This window comes from Roseovarius sp. S88 (assembly GCF_037023735.1).
Lineage (GTDB): Bacteria > Pseudomonadota > Alphaproteobacteria > Rhodobacterales > Rhodobacteraceae > Roseovarius > Roseovarius phycicola.
In genome coordinates this window covers 3,432,011-3,456,018 of the sequence record NZ_CP146069.1, presented here as the reverse complement: position 1 = coordinate 3,456,018, position 24,008 = coordinate 3,432,011, and the positions used below count along the sequence as shown (strand labels likewise).

The following is a 24,008-nucleotide window of genomic DNA, read 5'->3' as shown; positions in this document are numbered from 1 at the left end:
TTAAGCCAAGTGATCAACCACCTGTAAATGCTGGGCCAGCCTGTCGACCTCGGTCAGGAACCGTGTCACCAGCTTCGGATCATGTGGCGCGGGGCTTACACCGGCAGGGATTTCGCGGTTGAGTACAGCCTCTACAGCCATTGAAACCGGTATTGAAACCAATCTCGCCATGGCTGTGCCGCGCTCATCGCCCCATGCGTCCATCACAAAAGTCTTATGCCAAACGGGGATACCTTGGCGTTCTGCCTTGAATTCCACGCAAAGCACCACACGATCCGGTTCACCTTCGGCATAGGCGTTCTCGCGCCAGAACTGGTCTGACATTTCTATGAGACGCGCTTCACCTTCGTCGCCTTGGAGCGTCTCAATTTCTTCAAACACTCCGGACCAGGCATCGGCCCAACCATTCAACCGCAATGTGCCTCGCACGAACTCTTTGACACGCCAAGTCGGCTCAAATCGATAGTCTTCCATGAAGGGAAGGGAATCGCGGTTGGGGTAAACCTCGAACGTCTCAGGCGTTGGCAATGGCGCTTCATATGACGTGATGGCATCCCAAGGTCTGGCGACATTCAGTTCGGTGTAGTTGCGAATAGATTTCGAAGGGGATCGAAGGGCCTTGAGCACACCCAGTGGCGACCAGCTGAACTTGTATCGAAAAGCGTTGGTGATCTTGGGAATGCCGCCGCAATAGGACAGAAAGGATAAGTCGTTGTTTGCACTAAAGGCGGGCGACGCCATGTAGTCAGCGATCAAATGATGCGCCATCAGGTGATCGATGCCTGGGTCAAGCCCAATTTCGTTGACCACGGCCACGCCTCGTACGACCGCCTTGGCGTGCAACTCGCGCATCTCCGGTGCGATATATGACGAAGACACGAAATTTGCGCCTTTGTTGATGCACATTTCAGCCAACGGCACGTGCCAATCGCCGGGGAGCATGGACACAACGGTATCATCTTCCGCGACATCGCCGGACAATGTGTCAAAGTTGAAGGCATGGATACGATCTGTCAGGTCACCCACCGCATCCTGTGCTTTGTCTATCGTTCTGTTCCAGACGACAACTTCATGTCCGGCTTCGATCAAACGTCTTAGACCGGGAATGGCCGAAAGACCCGTTCCACACCAATGAATTGTCATGCGTCAGATCCCTTTCACATGCGTTTTGAACTCTGCTTCTGCCCGCGCCCAGACACCTTGGTCCAGATTGTCGAGGCTTTGCAGCGTTGGCAATAACTGGGCTGCGTAATCAATGGATGATTCCAGTGGCAAAAGTGACGGCAGATTGTCGATCGCCATGACATCCAGAGGGGGGCTTCGTTCACACGGATCACCGGTTCTGTCCAGCTTGTGGCGGCGTCATAGATCGGTACTGGGTTGTAGTCGCTGTCAGGATCACAGGCCACATCGCCGATGACAGAAAGCTTTCGCTCAGCTGTCAAAGCATCTTTGGGTACGAAAACCGGTGTGCCAGGACGCGCAAAAATACAATTAAGAAACAGATCATGTTCCAGGATTTGCGGGAAGGCCCCTCCATGATTTGTCTCCGCCATATCCCACCGGGTCGCGGGAACATTCATCGCATCGCAAAGATCTGCCGCCCCGGTGCCAACGCGCCCCAATGCACCGATGACAATCGCCGTAGGGCGCGGCGAACCCGTGGCATCGAGGCGCGCTGTGAGATCCTCAAGCAAGGCTGTTTTATTCGGATACGCCGCCACTGGCGGGCATGTCTGGCCACGTTGCTGAGCCGCCCAAGCCATCAGGCTGACGGCCGCGCCAGCGTACCCGGCCCAATAGCCAAACGCAGCCACGCGCCTACCGCTCTCGTCAACCAGATACTCCAGATCGTATAACGTGCCGTTGCCTGACCTAAAGCGTTTCAGCAAGCGTTGACCAGAGAATTGTCCCTTGAAGGCATGACCGAACATGATGTGTCTGTGACGCAGAGGTGTATCATCACTTGGAAGTTCCTTTAGCCCAAAGATGATCGCGTCTGATGGGGCCTCGGGCCAGCTGTACTGGGGAACGATGGCGCATCCTTGTTCGCGATAGTCTTCGATCGGGATGACACGGCTTTCGCTCTCTTCGACACTCACATGCATGCCTTGCGCCAAGAGTGCAGCCGCACCCTCCGGGGTCAACCCGACACGGTCCTCATTTTCGCGGCTTTCCGCTCTGACCCAGAGATGCGTCATGTTTTCTCCTGTTCTAGCAAGCGTGCGGCGTCCTCAGACATAGGTCCGAGCATGTGCGCGGTCGGGTGAATCCAGATGAGGCGTCGCATTAAATCCGCCGACCATCAAAGTCTCATGCACGAAATGCAAGCGATGAAGTGACGCGTTGGTAATCTGTAACATGATTTTGGACATGCCCTTTTCGTCCAGATGGAGTGCATGTCGCATGGCCATGCCGATCACGCCTCCCGAAGTGACCAATAAGGTGCGCCCCGCCGCAGTGCACATCTCGTCAATAAGCGCCGTGATGCGCGCAGAGAAGGCGTCGAAAGATTCGGGAACGTTTTCCAATCTGTTGCTTGTCCAGAGTTCCATCAGAAATGGCAGATGAGTGGCAAAGTCCGCTGTCGTTTGCGGGGTTGGCAACCCATGTTCGACCTGGGCCGCGTCGGCCAGAGCAAAATAACTCAACTCGTTTAACCTGGTATCTTGTGTCGCCGAGTTGTAGCCCATCGCGCGTGCCGTTTCGATTTGCCGACTAAGCGTGCCTGTCAAAACACGGTCAAAACGCGGGTTCGTGTCACGCATGTGCTGGCCCAGCCATGCCGCCTGTACGCGTCCCAGCTCAGATAGGCGATCATAGCTTTCTTCGTCTGTCGCGGAGCTGTTGGCTTGACCGTGCCGCACGAGAATAATTTCTGCCACCTTACCTGCCTTCTGGTCTGTCTTGGCGGCACAGTAGACGTTGTGAACGCGCGGGTGAAGACGTGTTCAGGTGCAAGTCAACTCCACTGCACATCTCCGAGAAAAATATATCCTGCACCGTAAATCGTCTTTATGAGTTTTGGGTTTTTTGGATCTTCCTTTAGTTTTGTGCGCAAGCGTGAAATACGCACGTCCATCGCCCTGTCGAAGCTTTCCCCAGCAGCGCCCCCCAACGCCTCCTGCATGGCCTGGCGAGAGATGAGTCGTTTGGGTCGTTCCAGAAACAAGCGCAGGACCTCTCCCTCTGCATGGGAGAACGGCGTCTCGGTGTTGGTCTCGTCGCAAAGAACGTAGCGATCGAAATGCGCCACCCACCCGCTAAATCTTGCCGTGTCACCTTTGGCGCTCGACGGTGAGTCTCGGCGCAAATGCGCGCGTATCCGAGCAACCACCTCGGAGGGATCAAAGGGTTTGATGATGTAGTCATCCGCACCGAGTTCCAGCCCGGTGACGCGATCACGAACTTCGGCTCTGCCCGAGATGATAATCACCCGAGCGCCTTGTTCAAGCGCCAGCTGATGCACAACAGTCAGTCCGTCCTTATCCGGCAGTGAAAGGTCAACAAGGCAAACATCCGGTGACGTTTTGGCGAGAGCGGCTTCAAACTCGGTAGCACGACCAAAGGCCATTGTTCGAAACCCTGCGTCTTCAAGGGCACGTGCCAGCATGCTGCGTATGGCGGGTTCATCGTCGAGGATTGTCACCAAAGGCGCGTCGGAGGTCATGGGGTGGCTCCGGTTTTAAGAAGCTGTTCCAAATCGGATGCCTGGAAAGGTTTGCGCAGCACCGGCACCACTTGGCGTGCCGCGCGATGCAAAGGGTCATCCGGTGGCAGGGAGGTTATGAGAAAAATTGGTCTCGGATCTCCGGACAAAGCTTGTACCAGGTCCAGTCCGGTGTCTTCTCCTTCCAGAGAGATGTCAGACAAGATCGTGGTGATTTCTGGCATGTCTTTGGTCAGTGCAAGGGCCTCTGCTGCGGTGGATGCTTCTATAACGGCATGCCCTGCGCCGCGCAGCATAGCCCGAATAGTATCACGCAAGTCCGGACTGTCTTCGACCAAGAGAACCAAGCCGGGCGCATCAAGCCTATCGCTTGCCCTGTGTGGAAGGCGCAGTGTCACGCGTCCACCTGCCTCGTGATTGGCCAGCAGAACACGACCTCCGGCAAGTTTGGTCATGTCATAGACCATGGTCAGGCCTAGGCCCGAGCCTTCGCCCCCCTTGGTTGTAAAAAAGGGATCGAAGGCATGTGCCATAGCGGCTTCGGAAAACCCGGGGCCTGAGTCTTCCATTGCGAAATCGATCCACGTGTTTTGAACTTTTTCGACACGGAGTGTGATTTTGCCACGCTCACCACATGCATCCCGCGCATTGATCGCCAGGTTGAGCAGTGAATCCTGCAACATGCCGGGATCGAGTGAACAGGTTCTAAGTCCCGTATTGTTGATGGTCTCAAACTCGACGCCCTGGGGTAAGGTCGACAAGACCAATGTGCTCAGATCGCGTAAAAACTCGGACAGATCTGTCGGCACAGGTGTGTGCTCTCTGGGTCCTGTCATGTCGGCAATCCGGTCAAGTAAGCTTCCGCCGCGCCGCGCCGCGTTGATTGTCGCAGCAATCAGTTCCGCTCCGTCCTGTGGAAGAGCCATGCTTTTCAACCGCGATTGCATTCCCAGAATGATGGTCAGAAGATTGGAAAAGTCATGCGCCAGACCAGAGGTCAATTGAGCGGCCATCTCGCGACGGCGGGTTTGCTGTAAAGCGGCGCGCGTCTGGGCTTCTTCGGTGATATCCATCGACAGGATGTACACCCCTCCGGTTGCCGGGTCTGGCGTGAGCGCGACGCGGATACGGCGCGAGCTGTCTTCGTGGGTGAATTCAAACACGCTTGGCGTGCCGTCGAATGCGCGCTTCAAATGTGGTTCCAGGACGACGAAAGGTTGCTCTCCCAACGCGGTCTTGGGGTCTTGCCCTACCGGATCGGCCAGGGTTCCTGGCATGATCGTGCTCAGGCGACGATTTGAGTAGGTATAGCGCCAGTCCGCCCCGATATGCGCGATATGGGCTGGAACCATTTCGGTGGTCAGACGCATACGTGCCTCGGCCTCGGTGATTTGGCGCTTGGCTTCTTCGAGCGCAGTGATGGTTGCTTCCAGCTTGCGGTTGGCTGCGGCGAGGTCTTGAGAATAATTGATGAGCTGATCGGAAAGCTCTTCGGATCGCGCGCTGAGAAGGTCCTCCTGCTGACGGGTTTTTGTGATGTCGGTGTAAACCGTCACCCACCCACCTTCCGGCAATGGTGAACCTTCGACAGAAATAACCAATCCATTGGCGCGGGTGCGTTCCATGTAGTGCGGCTTAAACGTGCGCGCGATTTCGACCCGATCCGCCACAAACCGCTCTAGTTCGCCCACATCGCCATAGTCGCCGCGTTGCGCCAGATAGCGGATCGTGTCCGCAAACTGAGCGCCGGGTGTGACCAAGGCATCGGGCAGATCAAACATTTCCTGAAAGCGGCGATTGCACACGGCCAGATGCAGATCGCCATCATAGATCGTCAACGCCTGCTGGATCAGGTTCAAACCAGCGATTGTCATCTGTGTCTTGTCGTTTTGACTCATGGCCTTGCCTGGGTGACCCATTCAACTGCCGCTTCCAGCCGATCATCCCCCCAAAATAGCTCATCACCAACGGTGAAACTCGGCGCGCCGAAAACGCCCCGGCGCATGGCCTCTTCGGTGGTTTCTCGCAAGCGGTGCTTGTTTGTCGTCTCTTGAGCTTGGTCAATCAAGTCGGTGGGCAGTTTTGTTGCCTCCAGACAGGCCGCGATCACTTCGGGTTCTGCTATGTTTTGCCCTTCATCGAATTGCATCAGATAAACGTTTTGGCAAAACGCGATGCCGCGCGTCGTTTCCAGGGCGAGTTGCGCGACACGAGCCGCCAATAATCCATTCTGCGGAAATGGGCCCGGATGGCGAAAGCGTAGCCCCTGGCGCTGAGCCAGCCGTTCCATATCGCGCAGCATGTATCGGCCCTTGGCCGGATAGACGATAAACGGAGACGTGTCCCACCCTTGTGACTTGAAAATCGGCCCAAGCAGGAAAGGTCGCCAAGCTACCTCCACCCCGGCCTGAGCGGCCAGTTCCGGTAGACGCATCACACTCAGGTAGGAATAGGTCGAGGCAAATTCGAACCAGAAGTCCAGCTTTGGATTGGTCATAACGCAGCGCTCCTCCTCCTTCAATTCCGGTCAGCCAAAGCAGGATGTCAAGGGTTGTGCGACCCTTGTTACAATTCGTAGGAATCTGGAAAACTTCAGGAAAAAGTTGACGTCGAGTGTCAGGCACGCACTCTATGAAGTGTTAAGAATCGTCCAATGAATGACGATCCGTTCGCATAGCGGACAACGGGAGGAATAGAATTGGCAAAGTCGTCAAAGGCGGCGGAGGGGCTTCAGTCCATTCCGGCGCTTCTTCATCGGAATGCCACCCAGCTTGGGACTAAACCGGCCTATCGTGAAAAAGAATACGGCATCTGGCAGAGCTGGACGTGGGCCGAAACCGAGAAAGAGATCGAAGCGCTTGCGCTGGGTTTGCTGAACCTTGGCATCAACGAAGGCGACTTCATTGCTATCGCGGGACGCAACCGACCATACTTCTATTGGTCCATGGTTGCTGCACAATGCGTAGGTGCTGTGCCTGTTCCAGTGTATCAGGATTCGGCTTCCGAAGAGATGGCCTATGTGCTTGACCATTGTGGCGCGCGGTTTGCGATTGTTGAAGACCAGGAACAGGTCGACAAGATCATAGACATCCAGGAGAGCCTGCATCAGTTCGAACATATGATCTATGTCGATCCGCGGGGTTTGCGGAAATACGACCATCACAAGCTGCATGAATTCAGCCATGTACAGGAACAGGGGCGGGCTGCGAGAGACGAATTCTCCGGCGATCTGGCCGCGCGCCGCGCCAAGCTCGACTACGACAGCACCTGCGTCATGCTGTACACGTCCGGGACGACCGGCAAACCCAAGGGTGTGGTGCTTTCAAACCGCAACATCATCGAGGCATCAAAGTCCTCCTCTGAGTTCGACAAACTGACCGGTGCCGAAGAAGTGTTGGCCTATCTGCCCATGGCCTGGGTCGGGGATTTCATCTTTTCCATTGGTCAGGCTTATTGGTGCGGCTTCTGTGTGAACTGTCCCGAAAGTGCAGATACAATGCATGTCGATCTGCGAGAGATCGGCCCAACCTACTATTTTGCTCCACCGCGCGTTTTCGAGACACAGCTCACCAACGTCATGATCCGCATGGAAGATGCCGGGCGGTTCAAGCGATGGTTGTTTGAAAAGTTCATGGATCATGCCCGTAAGGTAGGTCCGGCCATTCTTGATGGTGGGTCGGTCAGCGGTTGGGACCGTCTGAAGTACAAGCTTGGAAACCTGATGATCTATGGGCCGCTGAAAGACACGCTTGGGTTCGGGCGTGTGCGCGTCGGGTATACGGCTGGTGAAGCGATTGGTCCTGAGATTTTTGAGTTTTACCGTGCGCTGGGCATTAATTTGAAACAGCTCTACGGCCAGACCGAGGCCAGTGTTTTCATCACTCTTCAACCTGATGGCGAAGTGCGCAATGATACTGTCGGGATTGCTGCGCCGGGGGTTGAGCTGCGCATTGCGGACAGCGGCGAGGTGTTCTATCGCAGCGCGGGTGTGTTCGAGGAATACTATAAAAACCCTGAAAGCACCGCTTCGACTAAGGATGCCGAAGGTTGGGTTGCGACGGGGGACGCCGGCTTTATCGACGAAAGCTCTGGACATCTTCGGATCATCGACCGCGCCAAGGATGTGGGTAAAATGGCGAGTGGTCAGATGTTCGCGCCTAAATATGTTGAAAACAAACTGAAATTCTATCCCAACATTCTGGAGGCTGTGGTTTTTGGCAATCAGCGGGACGAATGTACGGCGTTCATCAACATTGACCTTAACGCTGTCGGGAATTGGGCGGAGCGGAACAATATCGGTTACGCGTCGTATCAGGAGCTTGCCGGACATCAGCAGGTGCTCGAGACGATCAGGAGCCATGTAGAGGAGGTTAACCGGTCGCTTGCCGATGATCCTATGCTGGCTCACTGTCAGGTGCACCGCTTTATCGTTCTGCACAAGGAATTGGACGCTGACGATGGCGAAATGACTCGCACGCGTAAGGTGCGCAGAGGGGTGATTTCGGAGAAATTCGAGGACCTGCTGGGTGCGCTCTATGACGGTTCGGACGACATTTTCACGACCACAGAGGTGACCTACGAAGATGGGCGGAAAGGCTCGATCAGCGCTACGCTGAGCATTGTTTCAGCAAAGGTCGAAGCCGTGAGTGCACCAGATAAAGTAGCAGCGGAATAGGATGGGTTGACGATGCTTGACGCAACCGAAGGCTACACCACAGAAGACGGTCGCAAGATCGGTGGGGTGGTGATGGAGATGAAGAACATAACGCTGCGCTTTGGCGGGGTTGTGGCGATCAAGGACATTTCTTTTGATATTCGCGAAGGCGAAATTCGAGCCATCATCGGGCCGAACGGGGCGGGCAAGTCTTCGATGCTCAATGTCATCTCGGGCTTTTACCATCCGCAGGAGGGCGAGGTCTGGTATCAGGGGCAAAAGCGCCCGCCTATGAAGCCCTTTGAAGTGGCGCAGCAAGGCATCGCCCGCACGTTTCAAAACATCGCCCTGTTCGAAGGCATGACAGTTCTCGACAACGTGATGACGGGCCGTATCCGGCAGATGAAAGCGGGTTTGTTTGCGCAGGCGATCTGGAAAGGTAAGGCTGAGCAGGAAGAGACGGAAAATCGCGAATTTGTCGAGAAAATCATAGACTTCCTGGAAATTCAACACATCCGAAAGACACCTGTTGGGCGCCTTCCTTATGGGCTCAAAAAACGCGTGGAACTGGCCCGTGCGCTCGCGGCTGAGCCATCCATTTTGCTTCTGGATGAACCCATGGCGGGTATGAATGTCGAAGAGAAGGAAGACATGTCTCGGTTCGTCCTGGATGTGAATGATGAGTTCGGCACAACCATTGTTCTGATCGAGCATGACATGGGCGTGGTCATGGATCTATCAGACCGGGTTGTGGTGATGGATTATGGCCAGAAGATTGGCGACGGGTCGCCGGATGAGGTGCGCAACAATCAGGCGGTGATTGATGCCTATCTGGGGGTCGCGCATGACTGATTTGGCACGTCGGTATCACGTCGGTATCACGTCGGTATTGCGTCGGTGCGCGCTGGCCTTTTCCTGCGCTTTGCCCGTGGCTGCGCAGGCCGATGCCTGGGATGAGTTCGTAGACCGCTGTTTGGACCCTTACGAACACCTCGCCTTTGAAATCGTGACAGGGCTTGAACCGCAACCCATTGACCAGATGCACGAGGCGCGTCGCGTCTATGGGCCTACGGATGATGGATATCTTCTGGTGCTGGACGCGGCCCCCTCACTCGGCGAGCGCGCGTGCGCGGTTGAATTTGCCGGCAAGGAAGAGTCCCAAGCGGCTCATGACTGGATGGTGGAACAGCTTGCTTCGGGGAGATACGCGCCCGGCGAAGACGGTTGGCTTATCAGTCAGGACTGGATTGAACCGCGCCTGATGGTGCGGACAGAAACGGGCGCGGCCCGAACCTACTATGCCGTGGTGGAGACTGACCTTGAAAGCTGAGACGAAAACAAAACCGGAGAGCTCAAGACATGCCTGATCAGCTGATTTTCGGAATGGAGGTTTTCCTCAACGGCCTGATGGCTGGAGTGCTTTACGCGCTCGTGGCGCTTGGGTTCGTGCTCATCTATAAAGCGTCGGGCATATTCAATTACGCTCAGGGGATCATGGCGCTGTTTGCGGCCATGACGTTGGTTGGAATTATGGAAGGCTTGGTGCCTTTTGCACATCTGATCAACACCATCTTTGGAACCAACATTCATCACTTCGGCTGGCACGTTCCCGCCCTTGCTGCGATTTTGCTCACTGTTCTGGTGATGGTCGGGTTTGCCTGGGTGGTCAACGTCGTGATCTTCAAGCACCTGGTGAACCAGGAACCCATCATTTTGTTCATGGCGACGATCGGTCTGGCTTATTTTATGGACGGGTTTGCGCTCATCATGTGGTTCTCTGACATTAAGGCGCTGGATGTCGGGCTTCCACAAGGGATAAATGCCGCGATTGACGAAGCGACGTTCCAAATCTTCGACTACGGGTTTTTTATAGACAACCTCGATATCGTTGCGACGTTGGTCGCTGCGGTTCTCGTGTTCTCATTGATCGTATTTGCACAGCGCTCCAAGCAAGGTCGAGCCATGCGCGCGGTGGCTGATGACCATCAGGCGGCTCTTTCGGTTGGGATCAGCCTGAACTTCATCTGGGTGATGGTCTGGTCGCTGGCGGGGTTTGTCGCGCTGGTCGCCGGAATGATGTGGGGCACAAAGTCGGGCGTACAATTTTCGTTGTCACTGATTGCCTTGAAGGCTCTTCCGGTTTTGATGCTGGGAGGGTTCACATCGATACCGGGTGCAATCGTCGGCGGATTGATCATTGGTGTGGGTGAGCAACTTTTCGAATTTGCGATTGGCCAGCCATATCTGGGCGGTGCAACACAGAATTGGTTTGCCTATGTCTTGGCGCTTATCTTTCTGTGTTTCCGACCGCAGGGTCTTTTTGGCGAAAAGATTATCGAGAGGGTGTGATCATGCAGAAAGTCATTGCCATAGCAAATGTCATCGCCTGGTCAGGGTTCTGGGCCTTTGGGTATCTCGCTTTTACTGCCGGCGTGGACAATACCGGCCAGATGGTCACCGCCACAGTTCTGGCCGCGATGGGCGGGGGAGTTGGGATGCTTGCCTATTTCTGGCTCATTCGCCATTCGGAAAATACAGGCTATGCACGGGTGCCCAATCGCGCGGTCAAACGCGAGCATGATGACCTGTCTGAGGAGGGCATCTCATGATTTACCGTGAGTCCGGTGACTTTTCGACGACCTACCAGCAGGATAGCCAAACCTTTCCAATCAAATTTGACCGCTACCGGTATTATGTTCTTTTGGTTCTGGCCTTTGCGGTCGTGCCCTTTGTGATCAATGACTATTGGGTAAATGCCGTCTTCCTGCCTTTCCTGATTTATTCGATTGCGGCCATCGGGCTGAATATTCTGGTGGGTTATTGTGGCCAGGTCAGTCTTGGCACAGGCGGGTTTATGGCTGTGGGGGCCTATGCCTGTTACAAGCTGATGACGGCCTTTCCGGATGTGAATATCTTTTTCCACATCATTCTGTCGGGCGGGATCACGGCCTTTGTCTGCGTGTTGTTCGGGTTGCCGAGCTTGCGGATCAAAGGATTTTACCTGGCGGTTGCCACCTTGGCTGCACAGTTCTTTCTGGTCTGGATGTTCAACCGAATTGGCTGGTTCTACAATTACTCGGCCTCAGGACAGATCAATGCACCGGAGCGAACAGTTTTTGGGGTGCCGGTGACGGGGGCCGAAACCGCGCCTTGGGCGGCGTATTTGTTCTGTTTGGTGTTCACCGTGGTCTGCGCACTCGTTGCTCGGAACATGACGCGGGGCATGCAAGGGCGGCAATGGATGGCCATTCGTGACATGGACATCGCCGCCGAAATCATTGGTGTGAACCCGCTCAGAGCCAAATTGTCGGCCTTTGCAGTGTCCGGGTTTTTTGTCGGTCTGTCCGGGGCCTTGTTTTTCGCGGTCTACCTTGGCGCCGTGGAGGTGGGCGAGGTGTTTGGCATCAGCAAATCGTTCCTTGTCCTCTTTATGGTGATCATCGGTGGGCTGGGGTCGATCTTTGGCAGTTTTGCCGGAGCGGCTTTCCTTGTGCTGTTGCCTGTCTTTTTGAAGAACGTTCTGGTCGGTGGCCTGGGGTGGCCCACCGATTTGGTCGAGCATATGCAATTCATGATCGTCGGGGCGATGATCATTATCTTCCTGATCCTCGAGCCGCATGGGCTGGCGCAGCTTTGGCGCGTGGCGAAAGAGAAACTGAGACTATGGCCTTTCCCGCATTAGGGCAGGGCCTGTGCAGGGCTTTACCTGCACTAAGAGTTGGGCGCGTGAGTGCTCATGAAAAAGACATCGGATAAACCAAGGGAGGATATAAACCGATGAAACAGAAACTACTGACCGCGATTGCGGCGACTATGATGGCGGCAAGCCCGGCGCTGGCCGACCTTGTCATCGTCGACACGAGCTATCGTACCGGGCCTTACGCTGCGAACGGCATTCCGTTCTCGGATGGGTATCAGGACTACTTCACGCTTCTCAATGAACGCGATGGTGGCATTGGTGGCGAGGCTGTGCGTGTTGTGGAATGCGAAACAGGCTACAACACAGAGAAAGGTGTTGAATGCTATGAGGCAACCAAGGGTGAAGGCGCGCTGGTGTACCAGCCTCTTTCAACCGGCATCACCTATCAGCTAATCCCCAAAGCTACTGCAGATGGCATCCCGCTTCACACCATGGGCTATGGACGGACGTCGGCTAAGAACGGCGAAGTCTTCAAGTATGTCTTCAACTATCCTGCGAATTACTGGGATGGCGCGTCGCTGGCGATCACCCATTTGGTTGAGCAAAACGGTGGAAGCTTGGACGGCAAGAAAGTTGCGTTGGTCTACCACAACTCCGCCTATGGCAAGGAGCCGATCCGGACGTTGGAAGGTCTGGCCGAAAAGCATGGCTATGAGTTGATGCTGTTGCCGGTCGATCACCCCGGGCAGGAGCAGAAGTCACAATGGCTGCAAGTGCGTCAGCAAAAGCCTGACTATGTGCTGATGTGGGGCTGGGGCGTTATGAACCAGGTGGCCATTCAAGAAGCGGTGAACATCCGTTTCCCAATGGAGAATTTCATTGGTATCTGGTGGTCCGGGTCTGAGAACGACGTGAAAGCGGCGGGTGAAAAGGCCAATGGCTACAAGGCGCTGACCTTTCACAATCTGGGCTCCGACTATCCGATTTATGCGGATATCCAGAAATATGTCGTAGATGCAGGTAACGCTGCCGGTGCAGGAGATCAGGTTGGCACGGTGCTTTACAACCGGGGTATGTATGCTGCGATGTTGGCTGCTGAGGCGATCAAGACAGCACAAGAAATGCACGGCACAGCCGACATCACAAGCCAGCAGATGCGCGATGGCATGGAGAATCTGGAAATCACCGAAGCCAAGATGGCGGGTCTGGGCCTGCCGAACTTTGGTCCGGAATTCAAGGTCAGTTGTCAGAACCACGGTGGCAACGGCTTTGGTGCCGTGTCGCAATGGGACGCAGCTGCGGGTGAGTTCAAGCTGATCACTGAGTACTACCAGTCTGATCAGGATGTGATTCAGCCTCTTGTGGCCGAGGACTCTGCGGCGTTTGCTGCTGAGAACGGCATCGAAGCGGGCTGCTGATGCGATCTTTCTTCCGGCCGCGGCGTTTCGTGGCGGCCGGGAGAATTTGGGTATTTTTGACAAGAAAGAAGCAGAGGCGCAGAGCCCTTTGCAGGAGATGACGACCCATGCTGGACGCGGCGAAAACGCAAGAAACGCTATTGGAAGTCAACAATATCGAGGTGATCTATAACCACGTGATCCTCGTTTTGAAGGGTGTGAGCCTGAATGTGCCAAAGGGCGGGATCACCGCGCTTTTGGGAGGCAATGGTGCGGGCAAGACAACCACGCTCAAGGCTATCTCCAACCTGCTTAAGTCAGAACGTGGCGAAGTCACCAAAGGGTCGATCACCTATCGTGGAGAACGCGTACAAGACCTGCTGCCTTCTGATCTTGTGAAGATGGGCGTTATTCAGGTGATGGAGGGGCGTCATTGTTTTGAACATTTGACCGTGGAAGAGAACCTACTGACCGGGGCGTATACGCGCGGCTCAAGTCGGGGCGAGATCGATGCTGATCTGGAGAAGGTCTACACGTATTTCCCGCGCCTGAAAGAGCGACGTAAAAGCCAGGCGGGTTATACGTCCGGCGGGGAACAGCAGATGTGCGCCATTGGACGCGCGTTGATGTCGCGGCCCGAGACGATCCTTTTGGATGAACCCAGCATGGGGCTTGCGCCGCAGCTGGTGGAAGAGATTTTCAACATTGTGAAGTCGCTCAATGAGAAGGAGGGCGCGACGTTCCTTCTGGCCGAGCAGAACACAAACGTGGCGCTGCGCTTTGCGCAATATGGCTACATTCTTGAGAGTGGCCGTGTGGTTATGGACGGTCCCGCCAAGGAATTACGGGAGAACCCGGATGTGAAGGAGTTCTACCTTGGTATGTCGGATGAGGGGCGCAAATCCTTTCGCGATGTGCGCAGTTATCGGCGGCGCAAAAGGTGGCTGAGCTGATGGCGGAGGCGCGTGTTGCCTGTAGAACTCCGGCGGAAGGCCGGGATGGCGTGACGAATATTCCCGCGTGGAAATTTGATGCTGTGCGCAAAGCCATTTTGAGCGTGCTCGGTGAACGCAAAATACGCTTTTCGGAGCTAAAAGATGCCGTTGGCGAAAAGATACCTGCGGACGAGCTGAGCCGGCTGGGTTCGCTCGGATGGCATGTGACGACGGTCAAACTGGAGCTTGAAGTTAGGGGTGAAGTCGAACGCGTGCCCGGTCAAACACTGCAGGTCATTCGCTTGTGCGAGGTTGCCTGATGTCAGCCGCCTGTCAGCTCCGCCCGCATCTCTTCGATGAGCTCCAGCGCCTCTTCGCGGGTGTTGCGGATGTTGGGGCGAAAACCCGCGCTTTCGGCGCGCAGGCGGATGTCTTCTTCGGTTTCCGACCCGGCAGCGTACCGAACAGATCCCAGAGACCCGGCTTTGTTCAAACGCTTGCCGCGCAAGGCGTATTGCACCCAGGCTGCCGGCAGGATCTGACAGCCGTTGAGGTTCACCAGGAAAAACCACCGCTTGTCGCTCTCTATGATGCGCTCTTCGATGTAGTCGTAAAAGTCATCCACATCGCGGCTGTGGTGAAACGTGAAATGCGAAAAGTCCACGTCCATGATCGTGGCCTCTTCGTCAAAAGAAATCCGGCGAACAAAATCGGCCAGAACGTAGTTCGGGTCGTGCACGATTTTTTCGCGACGTTTGCTGGGCTGTTCGGCGAGACGTGCAAGGGCCGCGTCGCGGTCGCTGAAAAGATTGGGATCAAAGGCTTCGGTATTGGCGGCACGAATGATCTGTTGCCGCGTCTCATCAGAGGCGTCAAAACGCACCGACCCCATCGAGTGCGCGAAGTTCAGCGCGCGACCGCGACGCGAATAGGCCGTCCAGGCGGCAGGGTCGATACGGGTGTTGTTGAGGTTGACCATGAAGAACCACAGCTCTTCACCCGTGTCGGCAATACGCGCTTCGAGCCGGTCGTAGAAGGCGTTCACAACCGCGCTGCTGTCAAAATGAAAGTTGGAGAAATCCGCTTCCATCACCTGAATATCGTCGTGAAAGACGATGCGGCGGTTCATGTCCTGGATGTCAATGCGGGTGGCCGTGTCAGTGTCCGTCATGGGTCATTCGCTTTCGCAATGTCTGATCAGTGTGAAATGTATACAAATGTATGCAGTACATGCCTGAGCCAGACAAAAATAACAATCGGGCAAGCTGTCGCGGGTGCAGCGAGCAAAGGTTTTGAATATGTCTGAGTATTTCGACGAATTGGAAATCCGTAAACCCGAGGCGCGTGCGTCGGCCATTGCCCGCGCATTGCCGGAGCAAATTCTGCGTGCTCAGGGACTTGCCGGGTATGGCGAGACATTGAGTGAGATTGAAGCTGGTTCGATCACCTCTGTTGAAGCGTTGGCGCAGCTTCCGGTTCTGAGAAAGTCTCATCTGACGCAGGCGCAAGCGGCGGTTCGGCCATTTGGTGGATTGACGGCGCAGGCTCCTTCGGACTTTGCGCATATCTTCCAAAGTCCAGGTCCGATCTATGAACCGGGCGGCACTGGGCATGATTGGTGGCGCATGGGGCGGTTTCTCCATGCCTGCGGGATAGGGCGCGGCGACATCGTGCAGAATTGTTTTGGCTACCACCTGACGCCTGCGGGCATGATCTTTGAGAATGGTGGGCGCGCGGTGGGCGCGGCGGTTTTGCCAGCGGGCACGGGGCAAACGGAGCTTCAGGCGCAAGCGGCACATGATGTGGGTGTGACAGCCTATGCCGGCACGCCCGATTACCTCAAGGTCATTCTCGACAAGGCGGATGAATTGAATCTGACGTTACAGATCACCAAGGCGGCGGTTGGCGGCGGGGCGCTCTTTCCATCTTTGCGGCAGGATTACGCGGATCGAGGGATCGCATGTCTGCAATGCTACGCCACCGCCGATTTGGGCAACATCGCCTACGAGAGCACCGCGCAAGAGGGTCTTATCGTGGATGAGGGTGTGATCGTTGAGATTGTCACGCCTGGCACCGGAGATCCGGTGGTCCCTGGTGAGGTGGGTGAGGTTGTAGTGACAACACTTAACCCTGACTACCCGCTAATTCGCTTCGCGACGGGTGATTTAAGCGCTGTGATGGAGGGAGAAAGCCCCTGTGGCCGGACCAATCTGCGGATCAAAGGGTGGATGGGGCGCGCCGATCAGACGACCAAGATCAAGGGTATGTTTGTGCGGCCCGAGCAGGTTGCGGCGCTGGTCTCTCGGCATGATGCGATTGCGCGTGCTCGGGTGATTGCCAGCCGTGAAGGTGAGGCGGATGTGATGACCGTCAAAATCGAAGCTGATGGTGCATCGCCTGAAAATTTTGCAGATGCCGTCGTGGATACGCTCAAGCTCAAGGGGCGGATTGAGATAGTGGCACGTGGCAGCCTGCCGAATGATGGCAAAGTGATCGAGGATTTGCGCAGCTACGATTGAGGCGGGCTAGCGGCTGTATTTTATGAACGGCGTCAGGGTTCCGATGCGGTCGTAGAGTTTGCGGGCCTCGGCGTTGAAATCTTGTGTGAGCCAATAGACGGAGGGGCAGCCGCGTGCGTCTGCAGTTTCGTAGACAGCTTCGATGAGTCTGCGACCGACACCTTTGCCGCGCATATCGGGGTCGGCGTAGAGGTCTTGCAGGTAGCACACATCCTCTACGCGCCAGTTGTGCGGGTGGTAGATGAAGTGAACAAGGCCAACCGGGTTTCCAGATGCAACCGCTAACAAGCCGTTTTGGGTTGGGTGATCCTCAGACAAAAGTCGTGCGAATGTAGTATCGTAGACCTCATCCGATACGCTTGACTCGTAGAATTCCAGATACGCCGTCCAAAGGCGGCACCAGTCTGCTTTGTCGGTTTGGGCGAGGGGGCGAATTTCAATGCTCATGGGCCGGGTCCGTGGAAGGGTAGTGGTCTGTCGGGAAAATGCCCTTAGTTTTGCTGTTTTTCCAGCATCAATCCGCCGAGACAGTTGCATAAAATCTGCGCACGCGCCATGTCTGGGTGAAAGGCGTTGTCCTTTTGAGGAGAGCAAAAAATGAAAAACCAAATCGTGGCAAGCCTGGCGGTGGCACTTCTTTTGAGCACATCTATGGCCAGTTTTGCGCAAGAGGCAGAGGCCGAAGCGTCAGAAGCAGCTGAGGCTGAGTCCTCTGCAGCAGATGCGAATGATGGGCGGACGCTTTCGCAAATTGAGCCGGCAGAGGGGTTTAGCAACGACACAATTGACGATGCAAAAATCGACTCGTTCATTCAGGCGGTGTCCATGGTGGGCCAGGTCGGAGCGCATTACACAAAGTTGATGCAAGAAGAACCTGACGAAGACAAACGCAACTTTCTTGTCGAAACCGCAAATAAAGACATCGTAAAAGCGATCAGTGCCGCCCCAAATATCACGCCAGAAGAATTCGTGGCGATCGATCAGGCGTCGCAAGCTGACGATGTCTTGAACAAACGCATTCTGGCGCGCATTGAGGAAATTCGGTCCGAGAACAAACCCAAGGAACGGCTCCAGTTTTCTGAACCGGAACCCGAGCCTGCGGAATAGGCCGACTTATTCTGCAGCGACGGACTTAGGTTCGGCGAGCGCTACGATGTCCATCATAATGGTGTTGAGTTCAAAATCCTTGGGCGTGTAGACGCGTGCAACGCCCATTTCGAGCAGGCGCTGAGCGTCTTCGTCCGGGATGATGCCGCCGACGATCAAAGGGACATCGCCCAATCCTGATGCACGCATCCGGTCTAACAGGTCTTCGACCAATGGCATGTGAGAGCCGGACAGAATCGATAGGCCTACCACATGTGCCTGATCTTCGATGGCCGCAGCCACGATTTCCTCGGGCGTCAGGCGAATGCCTTCATAGGAGATGTCCATGCCGCAATCGCGTGCGCGGAAGGCGATTTGCTCGGCACCGTTGGAGTGGCCGTCCAATCCCGGCTTGCCCATCAGGAATTTCAGGCGGCGTCCCAAACGGTCACTAACAGCGTTTACCGCATCTCGAATGTCATCCAGCCCTTCGGTCTTGTTCGACGGGCTACCAGACACGCCGGTGGGGCCGCGATACTGACCATGGGTCTGACGCATTTGCTCTGCCCATTCACCAGTGGTCACCCCTGCCTTGGCCGCTTTAATGGACGCAGGCATGACATTGGCACCGGACTGCGATGCCTCCCGCAGCTCTGCCAGAGCTTCTTTTACGGCATTTGCATCACGATCTGAACGCCAGGCGTTCAAACGCGCAATCTGTTCGGCCTCAACGGCAGGATCGACCACCATGATGCCACCATCTTCGGTTTGGAGTGGGCTAGGCTCGGTGGTGGTCCACTGGTTTACACCCACGACAGTAGTTTCGCCGGCTTCGATCCGTCCAAGCCGGTCGGCGTTGCTATCCACCAAACGGGATTTCATATATTCAATCGCGCCGATCGCGCCCCCCATGCTGCCCAGCGTTTCAAGCTCGTGGCGTGCACCGTTCTTTAGTTCTTCCACCTTTCGATCCACAGCAGGGTTGCCGTCGAACAGGTCGTCAAATTCCAGAAGATCGGTTTCATAGGCCAGGATCTGTTGCATGCGCATCGACCATTGCTGATCCCAGGGGCGTGGCAGGCCTAGGGCTTCGTTCCAGGCAGGAAGCTGTACGGCGCGCGCACGGGCCTTCTTGGAGAGTGTCACGGCTAGCATCTCAATCAGGATGCGATAAACGTTGTTTTCTGGCTGCTGCTCGGTCAGGCCAAGCGAGTTGACCTGAACCCCATAACGGAAGCGGCGGAATTTTGGGTTGTCAACGCCGTAGCGTGTTTCAAGAATTTCGTCCCAAAGGTCGACGAAGGCGCGCATCTTGCACATCTCTGTGACAAAGCGGATTCCTGCGTTCACAAAAAACGAAATGCGTCCTGCCAGTGCCGGGAAATCTTCGGCCGGGACGCGTGGTTTCAACTCATCCAGCACAGCCTGCGCGGTGGCCAGCGCAAAAGCCAGCTCTTGTTCCGGTGTCGCGCCTGCCTCTTGCAGATGGTAGGAACACACGTTCATCGGGTTCCATTTCGGGATGTTTGTGTAGCAGTACTCGGCCACATCCCCGATCATTTTGAGCGAGGGTTTTGGCGGGCAAATATATGTGCCGCGGGACAGATACTCTTTGATCAGATCATTTTGTACGGTGCCTTGTAGTTTCGAGACATCAGCACCTTGTTCCTCGGCCACGGCCACGTAGAGCGCCAGAAGCCAGGGTGCTGTGGCGTTGATGGTCATGGAGGTGTTCATCTGCTCAAGCGGGATGTCTTCAAAGAGCGTGCGCATGTCGCCCAGATGGCAGACGGGCACGCCCACCTTGCCCACTTCCCCACGCGCAAGAACATGGTCGCTGTCATAGCCAGTTTGCGTCGGCAGATCGAAGGCCACTGACAGGCCGGTCTGACCTTTGGCGAGGTTGCCACGATAAAGCGCGTTTGAGGCCTTGGCCGTGGAATGACCCGCGTAGGTTCGGATCAACCAGGGACGATCTTTCTGCGTCTGCGACATAGGCGGCCTCGTGAATCAAATTGCGTAATTTTGTTACAACAGCGGCAATTTATCCGGAATTATATGACGCTGTCAATTCGCTGCGTTGCGGCATTACAGATGGCTTTGTCCTGCATGTGGGGACAGTGAGTGATTCATGCCAGTCGCCTCTGGAAAGCCCATTTTCGCAGGTGATTTTGCATTGAGGGTGTGACGCAAGGCTGTCAATGTCGACGCAATGACGACAGTAGTAGAACTTCCCCTTTGGCTTTTGATCCTGATCCTGCTTTTTGCGGCGGTCACCTTTGCGTCCCATTTTCTCTTCCCATCCGTGCGATGGTTTTTCCGACGACGGATGCAAAAGGCGGTGGCCAAACTTAATACGCGACTGGAACGCCCGATTGAGCCGTTCAAGCTGGCGCGGCGTTACGACATGATCCAGCGTTTGATTTACGACCCTGAAGTCAGCGTGGCGATTGCCGAATATGCGCGTAAGAACAACGTGCCGGAAAACGTCGCATTCGAGAAAGCGCGCAGGTATGCGCGAGAGATTGTGCCCAGCTTTTCTGCCACCGCCTATTTCAGTGTGGCCATTCGTGCGGCTAAGGCACTGAGCCTTGCGCTCTATCGCGTGCGGATGGGGCGGTTTCACGACAAGGAACTTGGCAATATTGATCGCGATGCCACTGTGATCTTTGTGATGAACCATCGGTCCAACATGGATTACGTGCTGGTCACTTGGCTGGCCGCCGAGCGTTCCGCACTCAGCTATGCCGTGGGCGAGTGGGCGCGGGTCTGGCCGCTCAGCCGGCTGATCAAGGCGATGGGTGCCTATTTCATTCGTCGCAAGTCACGCGACTCTCTCTATCGTCGCGTGTTGTCTCGCTATGTTGGTTTGGCCACTGATGGTGGCGTGACACAAGCGGTGTTCCCCGAAGGTGGGCTTAGTCTGGACGGGGCACTGGCTGAACCCAAGCTTGGTATTTTGAAGTATATCATTGAAGAGCGCTCTGATTTTGAGCGTGACGTGGTGTTTGTTCCTGTGGCGGTCAACTATGACCGGGTGTTTGAAGACAAGATCCTTGTCGAGGCTGGACAGGCGGGGCATCGGCGGTTCGGGGCCAAGATTAGTGTGGTGGCGGGCTTTATCCTTAAACAATTCTGGCTCTGGATCACGCGGCGATATCACCGTCACGGTTACGCCGCAGCTAGCTTCGGTGCGCCTGTAAGCTTGTCGGAGTTTCAAAAGAAGCACCCCGACGCGCCGGTAGAAGCGCTGGGCGAGGTTTTGATGCAGCGGATTGGTGAGGAAGTTCCCGTGCTGCCGGTGCCGCTGATTGCTTATGCTTTAACGACTGCCGGTGGGCCGATGACCCGGGACGCGCTTTGTGCGCGTACAGTAGAGTTAACCGAGCAGCTCTCACAGGCGCATGTTCATGTACCGCGTGACGATCTGGACTATGCGGTAGAGGTTGGCACACGAAATTTATTGAAGCGCAACCTGATCAAAGATGGGCCGGATGGCTACATGGCCGTTGAGGCAAAACGCGCGATTTTGTCTTACTATGCAAATTCGATCACACAGTTGTTTCGCTAGTGCAGCACCGTTCGTCCAGATTTTCTGCAATTGCAGGGTTATAAAGTTTCAAAAACCACATTCTAAGCATTGCATTGTTGCGCGACGAGCGATATTTCTCCTTTGATCACCGCGATTCTGCATTGCGGCAATTATTTTGCTAGGGAGGCCAATTATGGCTTTGGATACGGACACCGGCATCGCGCCTTACGAGGCGCCGGAAAAAGACCTTTACGAATTGGGCGAGCTGCCCCCACTGGGCTACGTGCCCAAGCAGATGTACGCCTGGGCTATTCGCCGTGAGCGCCATGGGGAGCCGGACAAGTCCTTCAAAGTCGAAGTAGTGGATGTCCCCAAGCTTGAAAGCCACGAAGTGCTGGTTCTCGTGATGGCAGCTGGCGTGAACTACAACGGTGTGTGGGCTGGTCTTGGGGAACCCATCAGTCCGTTTGACGGCCACGGGGCCGACTATCACATTGCAGGCTCGGATGCCTCAGGCGTGGTCTGGGCCGTTGGTGACCGCGTTAAGAACTGGAAAGTGGGCGATGAGGTTGTGATTCACTGCAATCAGGACGATGGCAGTGACACGCATTGTAACGGCGGCGACCCGATGTTCAGCCCGACCCAGCGGATCTGGGGTTATGAGACGCCAGATGGCTCGTTCGCGCAGTTTACCAACGTGCAAGCGCAACAGTTGATGCGTCGTCCCAAGCACCTGAGCTGGGAAGAAAGCGCGTGCTATACGCTCACGCTGGCGACGGCTTATCGCATGATCTTTGGTCATCATCCGCATGAGCTCAAACCAGGCCAGAACGTGTTGGTATGGGGTGCGTCTGGTGGTCTGGGGTCATTTGCGATCCAGTTGGCGAACACTGTAGGTGCCAACGCAATCGGTGTGATTTCGGACGAGGACAAGCGTGAGTTTGTCATGAGTCTGGGTGCCAAGGGTGTCATTAACCGCAAGGACTTCAACTGTTGGGGTCAGCTGCCCAAAGTGAATTCGCCAGAATACAAAGAGTGGTTCACCGAAGCGCGCAAGTTCGGCAAAGCGATCTGGGATATCACGGGCAAGGGCAACAATGTCGATATGGTGTTTGAACACCCCGGCGAAGCGACTTTCCCGATTTCCACGCTGGTGTGCAAAAAGGGTGGAATGGTCGTCATTTGTGCAGGCACCACCGGATTTAATTGCACTTTCGATGTGCGCTACATGTGGATGCATCAGAAGCGATTGCAAGGTTCTCACTTTGCCCATCTGGCGCAAGCCTCTGCAGCGAACCAGCTGGTGATTGAGCGCCGGATTGATCCATGTATGTCCGAAGTGTTCCCGTGGGAAGAAATTCCTGACGCGCATATGAAGATGATGCGCAATGAGCATAAGCCCGGAAACATGGCGGTGTTGGTGCAAGCGCCGCGCACCGGGTTGCGGACTGTGGAAGAAGTGCTTGAGGCGGGTAAATCTTAAGCACCACTGCCTAAAGTTTTATCGAATCAGCCCGCGATGTTGTGTAACGTCGCGGGCTTTTGTTAACGAATTTCGCTGAAATTCAGCAAAACTAAGCGATTTCTTCACCAAACTCGCTATTTCTGGGGAAGGAAAATTCGTGAGTTCGCCTAAAAATGTGAACATGCTAAGGTTGATTAACCTTTCATTAACCACCGTTAAGGGATGTTTAAGATGCAGAATGAATGGATTCTCGACGTATTAACTGATTTGAGGACCTTCGCGCATCAGAATGGCTTAACCACTCTGGCCGAGCATCTTGATGATACGCGTCTGGTCGCGGCGTCGTCTCTGACGTCGACAGGGGAAGGGTTAACGGGGAATGAATGCAGAACCGCCCAGGCGGCTGGACACGATACTGGAGGAGCTGGAACGCGCCTCTGAACCATCGCATCTGCAGGTGATCAGCGAACACCTGCGCGATCTCTTTCGCATTGATCATCTGGTGTATCATTGGGTGAGTGCAGCGGGTGATCAATATGGCTGTGGCACATATGATCCTGCGTGGGTCGAACGGTATCTTGAAAAGGAATATCTGCGCGTCGATCCAGTGATCAAAGGGTGCTATCAGAGATTTCACCCTGTTGACTGGAAGCGTCTAGATTGGTCAGGCAAACACACCCAGGCGTTTTTGAAGGAAGCGTTGGAATTTGGCCTAGGAAATCAGGGGTATTCGGTGCCTCTGCGCGGACCCAATGGGCAATTTGCGCTCTTCACAGTGAACCATCGATGCGATGATGAAACCTGGGACAACTTCACCGAAAGACATCGCCGGGAGCTGATCCTCTGTGCGAATTACTTCAACCAAAAAGCGCTGGAGTTCGAGCCGGATCGCGCGCCTGCGCCAGCGCGACAGTTAAGCCCGCGTGAGGTTGAGGCGCTGACGCTTCTGGCGTTGGGGTATGGTCGTGCTCAAGTGGCCGATACCATGTCGATCTCTGAACACACCTTGCGCGTCTACATCGAGTCGGCTCGTTTCAAACTGGGTGCTACAAACACGGTGCACGCGATTGCTCGGGCGATTAGCCAGGGTTTGATCGTGATTTGATCCAC

22 protein-coding genes and 1 pseudogene are annotated in these 24,008 nt (G+C 55.3%); 14 read left to right on the top strand and 9 right to left on the bottom strand.

Features of this window, described 5'->3' with window-relative positions; all coding sequences use genetic code 11:
* From RZ517_RS17480 to RZ517_RS17455, 6 genes and pseudogenes are all read right to left on the bottom strand, one after another.
* The gene (locus RZ517_RS17480; protein WP_338549396.1) at positions 1-1,143 is read right to left on the bottom strand and encodes a saccharopine dehydrogenase family protein; all 1,143 of its coding nucleotides are present in this window, start codon (positions 1,141-1,143) and stop codon (positions 1-3) included.
* A gap of 3 nt (positions 1,144-1,146) precedes the next feature.
* A pseudogene (locus RZ517_RS17475) lies at positions 1,147-2,201 on the bottom strand (saccharopine dehydrogenase).
* A gap of 33 nt (positions 2,202-2,234) precedes the next feature.
* Positions 2,235-2,885, bottom strand: coding sequence for a histidine phosphatase family protein (locus RZ517_RS17470; protein WP_338549395.1), 651 nt, complete (start codon positions 2,883-2,885; stop codon positions 2,235-2,237).
* 77 nt (positions 2,886-2,962) lie between these two features.
* The gene (locus tag RZ517_RS17465) at positions 2,963-3,670 is read right to left on the bottom strand and encodes a response regulator transcription factor (RefSeq protein WP_338549394.1); all 708 of its coding nucleotides are present in this window, start codon (positions 3,668-3,670) and stop codon (positions 2,963-2,965) included.
* Positions 3,667-5,568 carry a PAS-domain containing protein gene (locus RZ517_RS17460; protein WP_338549393.1) on the bottom strand — a complete coding sequence of 634 codons (1,902 nt, stop codon included), beginning with the start codon at positions 5,566-5,568 and terminating at the stop codon, positions 3,667-3,669. Before RZ517_RS17460 ends, RZ517_RS17465 begins: the two co-directional genes overlap by 4 nt.
* Complete coding sequence (locus tag RZ517_RS17455) at positions 5,565-6,167, bottom strand: 2-hydroxychromene-2-carboxylate isomerase (RefSeq protein WP_338549392.1); 603 nt, start codon at positions 6,165-6,167, stop codon at positions 5,565-5,567. The genes RZ517_RS17460 and RZ517_RS17455 overlap by 4 nt, the downstream gene beginning before the upstream one ends.
* 201 nt (positions 6,168-6,368) lie before the next feature.
* Between RZ517_RS17455 and RZ517_RS17450 the strand changes: the two genes are divergently transcribed.
* The 9 genes from RZ517_RS17450 (at position 6,369) to RZ517_RS17410 (ending at position 14,616) form a co-directional block, all read left to right on the top strand.
* Positions 6,369-8,345, top strand: a complete 1,977-nt coding sequence (locus tag RZ517_RS17450) for an AMP-binding protein (protein WP_338549391.1) — start codon at positions 6,369-6,371, stop codon at positions 8,343-8,345.
* A gap of 12 nt (positions 8,346-8,357) precedes the next feature.
* The gene (locus tag RZ517_RS17445; RefSeq protein WP_338549390.1) at positions 8,358-9,176 is read left to right on the top strand and encodes an ABC transporter ATP-binding protein; all 819 of its coding nucleotides are present in this window, start codon (positions 8,358-8,360) and stop codon (positions 9,174-9,176) included.
* On the top strand, positions 9,169-9,654 hold the full coding sequence (locus RZ517_RS17440; protein ID WP_338549389.1) for a hypothetical protein: 486 nt from the start codon (positions 9,169-9,171) through the stop codon (positions 9,652-9,654). The genes RZ517_RS17445 and RZ517_RS17440 overlap by 8 nt, the downstream gene beginning before the upstream one ends.
* Positions 9,655-9,683: 29 nt before the next feature.
* A complete protein-coding gene (locus RZ517_RS17435; RefSeq protein WP_317056688.1) occupies positions 9,684-10,673 on the top strand; it encodes a branched-chain amino acid ABC transporter permease in 990 nt (329 codons plus the stop codon).
* A 2-nt stretch (positions 10,674-10,675) separates the two neighbouring features.
* Positions 10,676-10,933 carry a hypothetical protein gene (locus tag RZ517_RS17430; RefSeq protein ID WP_338549388.1) on the top strand — a complete coding sequence of 86 codons (258 nt, stop codon included), beginning with the start codon at positions 10,676-10,678 and terminating at the stop codon, positions 10,931-10,933.
* Positions 10,930-12,006, top strand: a complete 1,077-nt coding sequence (locus tag RZ517_RS17425; RefSeq protein WP_338549387.1) for a branched-chain amino acid ABC transporter permease — start codon at positions 10,930-10,932, stop codon at positions 12,004-12,006. The genes RZ517_RS17430 and RZ517_RS17425 overlap by 4 nt, the downstream gene beginning before the upstream one ends.
* A 95-nt stretch (positions 12,007-12,101) precedes the next feature.
* Positions 12,102-13,382 (top strand): ABC transporter substrate-binding protein, encoded by a 1,281-nt coding sequence (locus RZ517_RS17420; protein ID WP_317056691.1) that lies wholly within the window; start codon positions 12,102-12,104, stop codon positions 13,380-13,382.
* Positions 13,383-13,489: 107 nt separating this feature from the next.
* Positions 13,490-14,314, top strand: coding sequence for an ABC transporter ATP-binding protein (locus RZ517_RS17415; RefSeq protein ID WP_338549386.1), 825 nt, complete (start codon positions 13,490-13,492; stop codon positions 14,312-14,314).
* Positions 14,302-14,616 (top strand): DUF6958 family protein, encoded by a 315-nt coding sequence (locus tag RZ517_RS17410; protein ID WP_338549385.1) that lies wholly within the window; start codon positions 14,302-14,304, stop codon positions 14,614-14,616. Before RZ517_RS17415 ends, RZ517_RS17410 begins: the two co-directional genes overlap by 13 nt.
* A 2-nt stretch (positions 14,617-14,618) precedes the next feature.
* On the opposite strand, the gene RZ517_RS17405 is transcribed toward RZ517_RS17410, so the two are convergent.
* On the bottom strand, positions 14,619-15,467 hold the full coding sequence (locus RZ517_RS17405; RefSeq protein WP_338549384.1) for a hypothetical protein: 849 nt from the start codon (positions 15,465-15,467) through the stop codon (positions 14,619-14,621).
* Between the two features lie 127 nt (positions 15,468-15,594).
* On the opposite strand from RZ517_RS17405, the gene RZ517_RS17400 reads away from it, so the two are divergent.
* Entirely contained in the window at positions 15,595-16,815 is a 1,221-nt protein-coding gene (locus RZ517_RS17400; protein WP_338549383.1) for a phenylacetate--CoA ligase family protein, read from the top strand.
* 6 nt (positions 16,816-16,821) lie between these two features.
* On the opposite strand, the gene RZ517_RS17395 is transcribed toward RZ517_RS17400, so the two are convergent.
* Positions 16,822-17,262 (bottom strand): GNAT family N-acetyltransferase, encoded by a 441-nt coding sequence (locus tag RZ517_RS17395; RefSeq protein WP_338549382.1) that lies wholly within the window; start codon positions 17,260-17,262, stop codon positions 16,822-16,824.
* Between the two features lie 150 nt (positions 17,263-17,412).
* Between RZ517_RS17395 and RZ517_RS17390 the strand changes: the two genes are divergently transcribed.
* Positions 17,413-17,922, top strand: coding sequence for a DUF4168 domain-containing protein (locus RZ517_RS17390; protein WP_338549381.1), 510 nt, complete (start codon positions 17,413-17,415; stop codon positions 17,920-17,922).
* A 6-nt stretch (positions 17,923-17,928) separates the two neighbouring features.
* Here RZ517_RS17390 and RZ517_RS17385 read toward each other — a convergent pair whose 3' ends face one another.
* Positions 17,929-19,896: a protein meaA gene (locus RZ517_RS17385; RefSeq protein ID WP_338549380.1), complete on the bottom strand. Its 1,968-nt coding sequence runs from the start codon at positions 19,894-19,896 to the stop codon at positions 17,929-17,931.
* 217 nt (positions 19,897-20,113) lie between these two features.
* On the opposite strand from RZ517_RS17385, the gene RZ517_RS17380 reads away from it, so the two are divergent.
* From RZ517_RS17380 to RZ517_RS17370, 3 genes are all read left to right on the top strand, one after another.
* Entirely contained in the window at positions 20,114-21,472 is a 1,359-nt protein-coding gene (locus RZ517_RS17380; RefSeq protein WP_338549379.1) for a 1-acyl-sn-glycerol-3-phosphate acyltransferase, read from the top strand.
* A gap of 154 nt (positions 21,473-21,626) precedes the next feature.
* Positions 21,627-22,916 (top strand): crotonyl-CoA carboxylase/reductase, encoded by a 1,290-nt coding sequence (gene ccrA / locus RZ517_RS17375; protein ID WP_317056699.1) that lies wholly within the window; start codon positions 21,627-21,629, stop codon positions 22,914-22,916.
* Positions 22,917-23,277: 361 nt separating this feature from the next.
* Positions 23,278-24,003 (top strand): helix-turn-helix transcriptional regulator, encoded by a 726-nt coding sequence (locus RZ517_RS17370; RefSeq protein WP_338549378.1) that lies wholly within the window; start codon positions 23,278-23,280, stop codon positions 24,001-24,003.
* Positions 24,004-24,008: the final 5 nt, after the last annotated feature.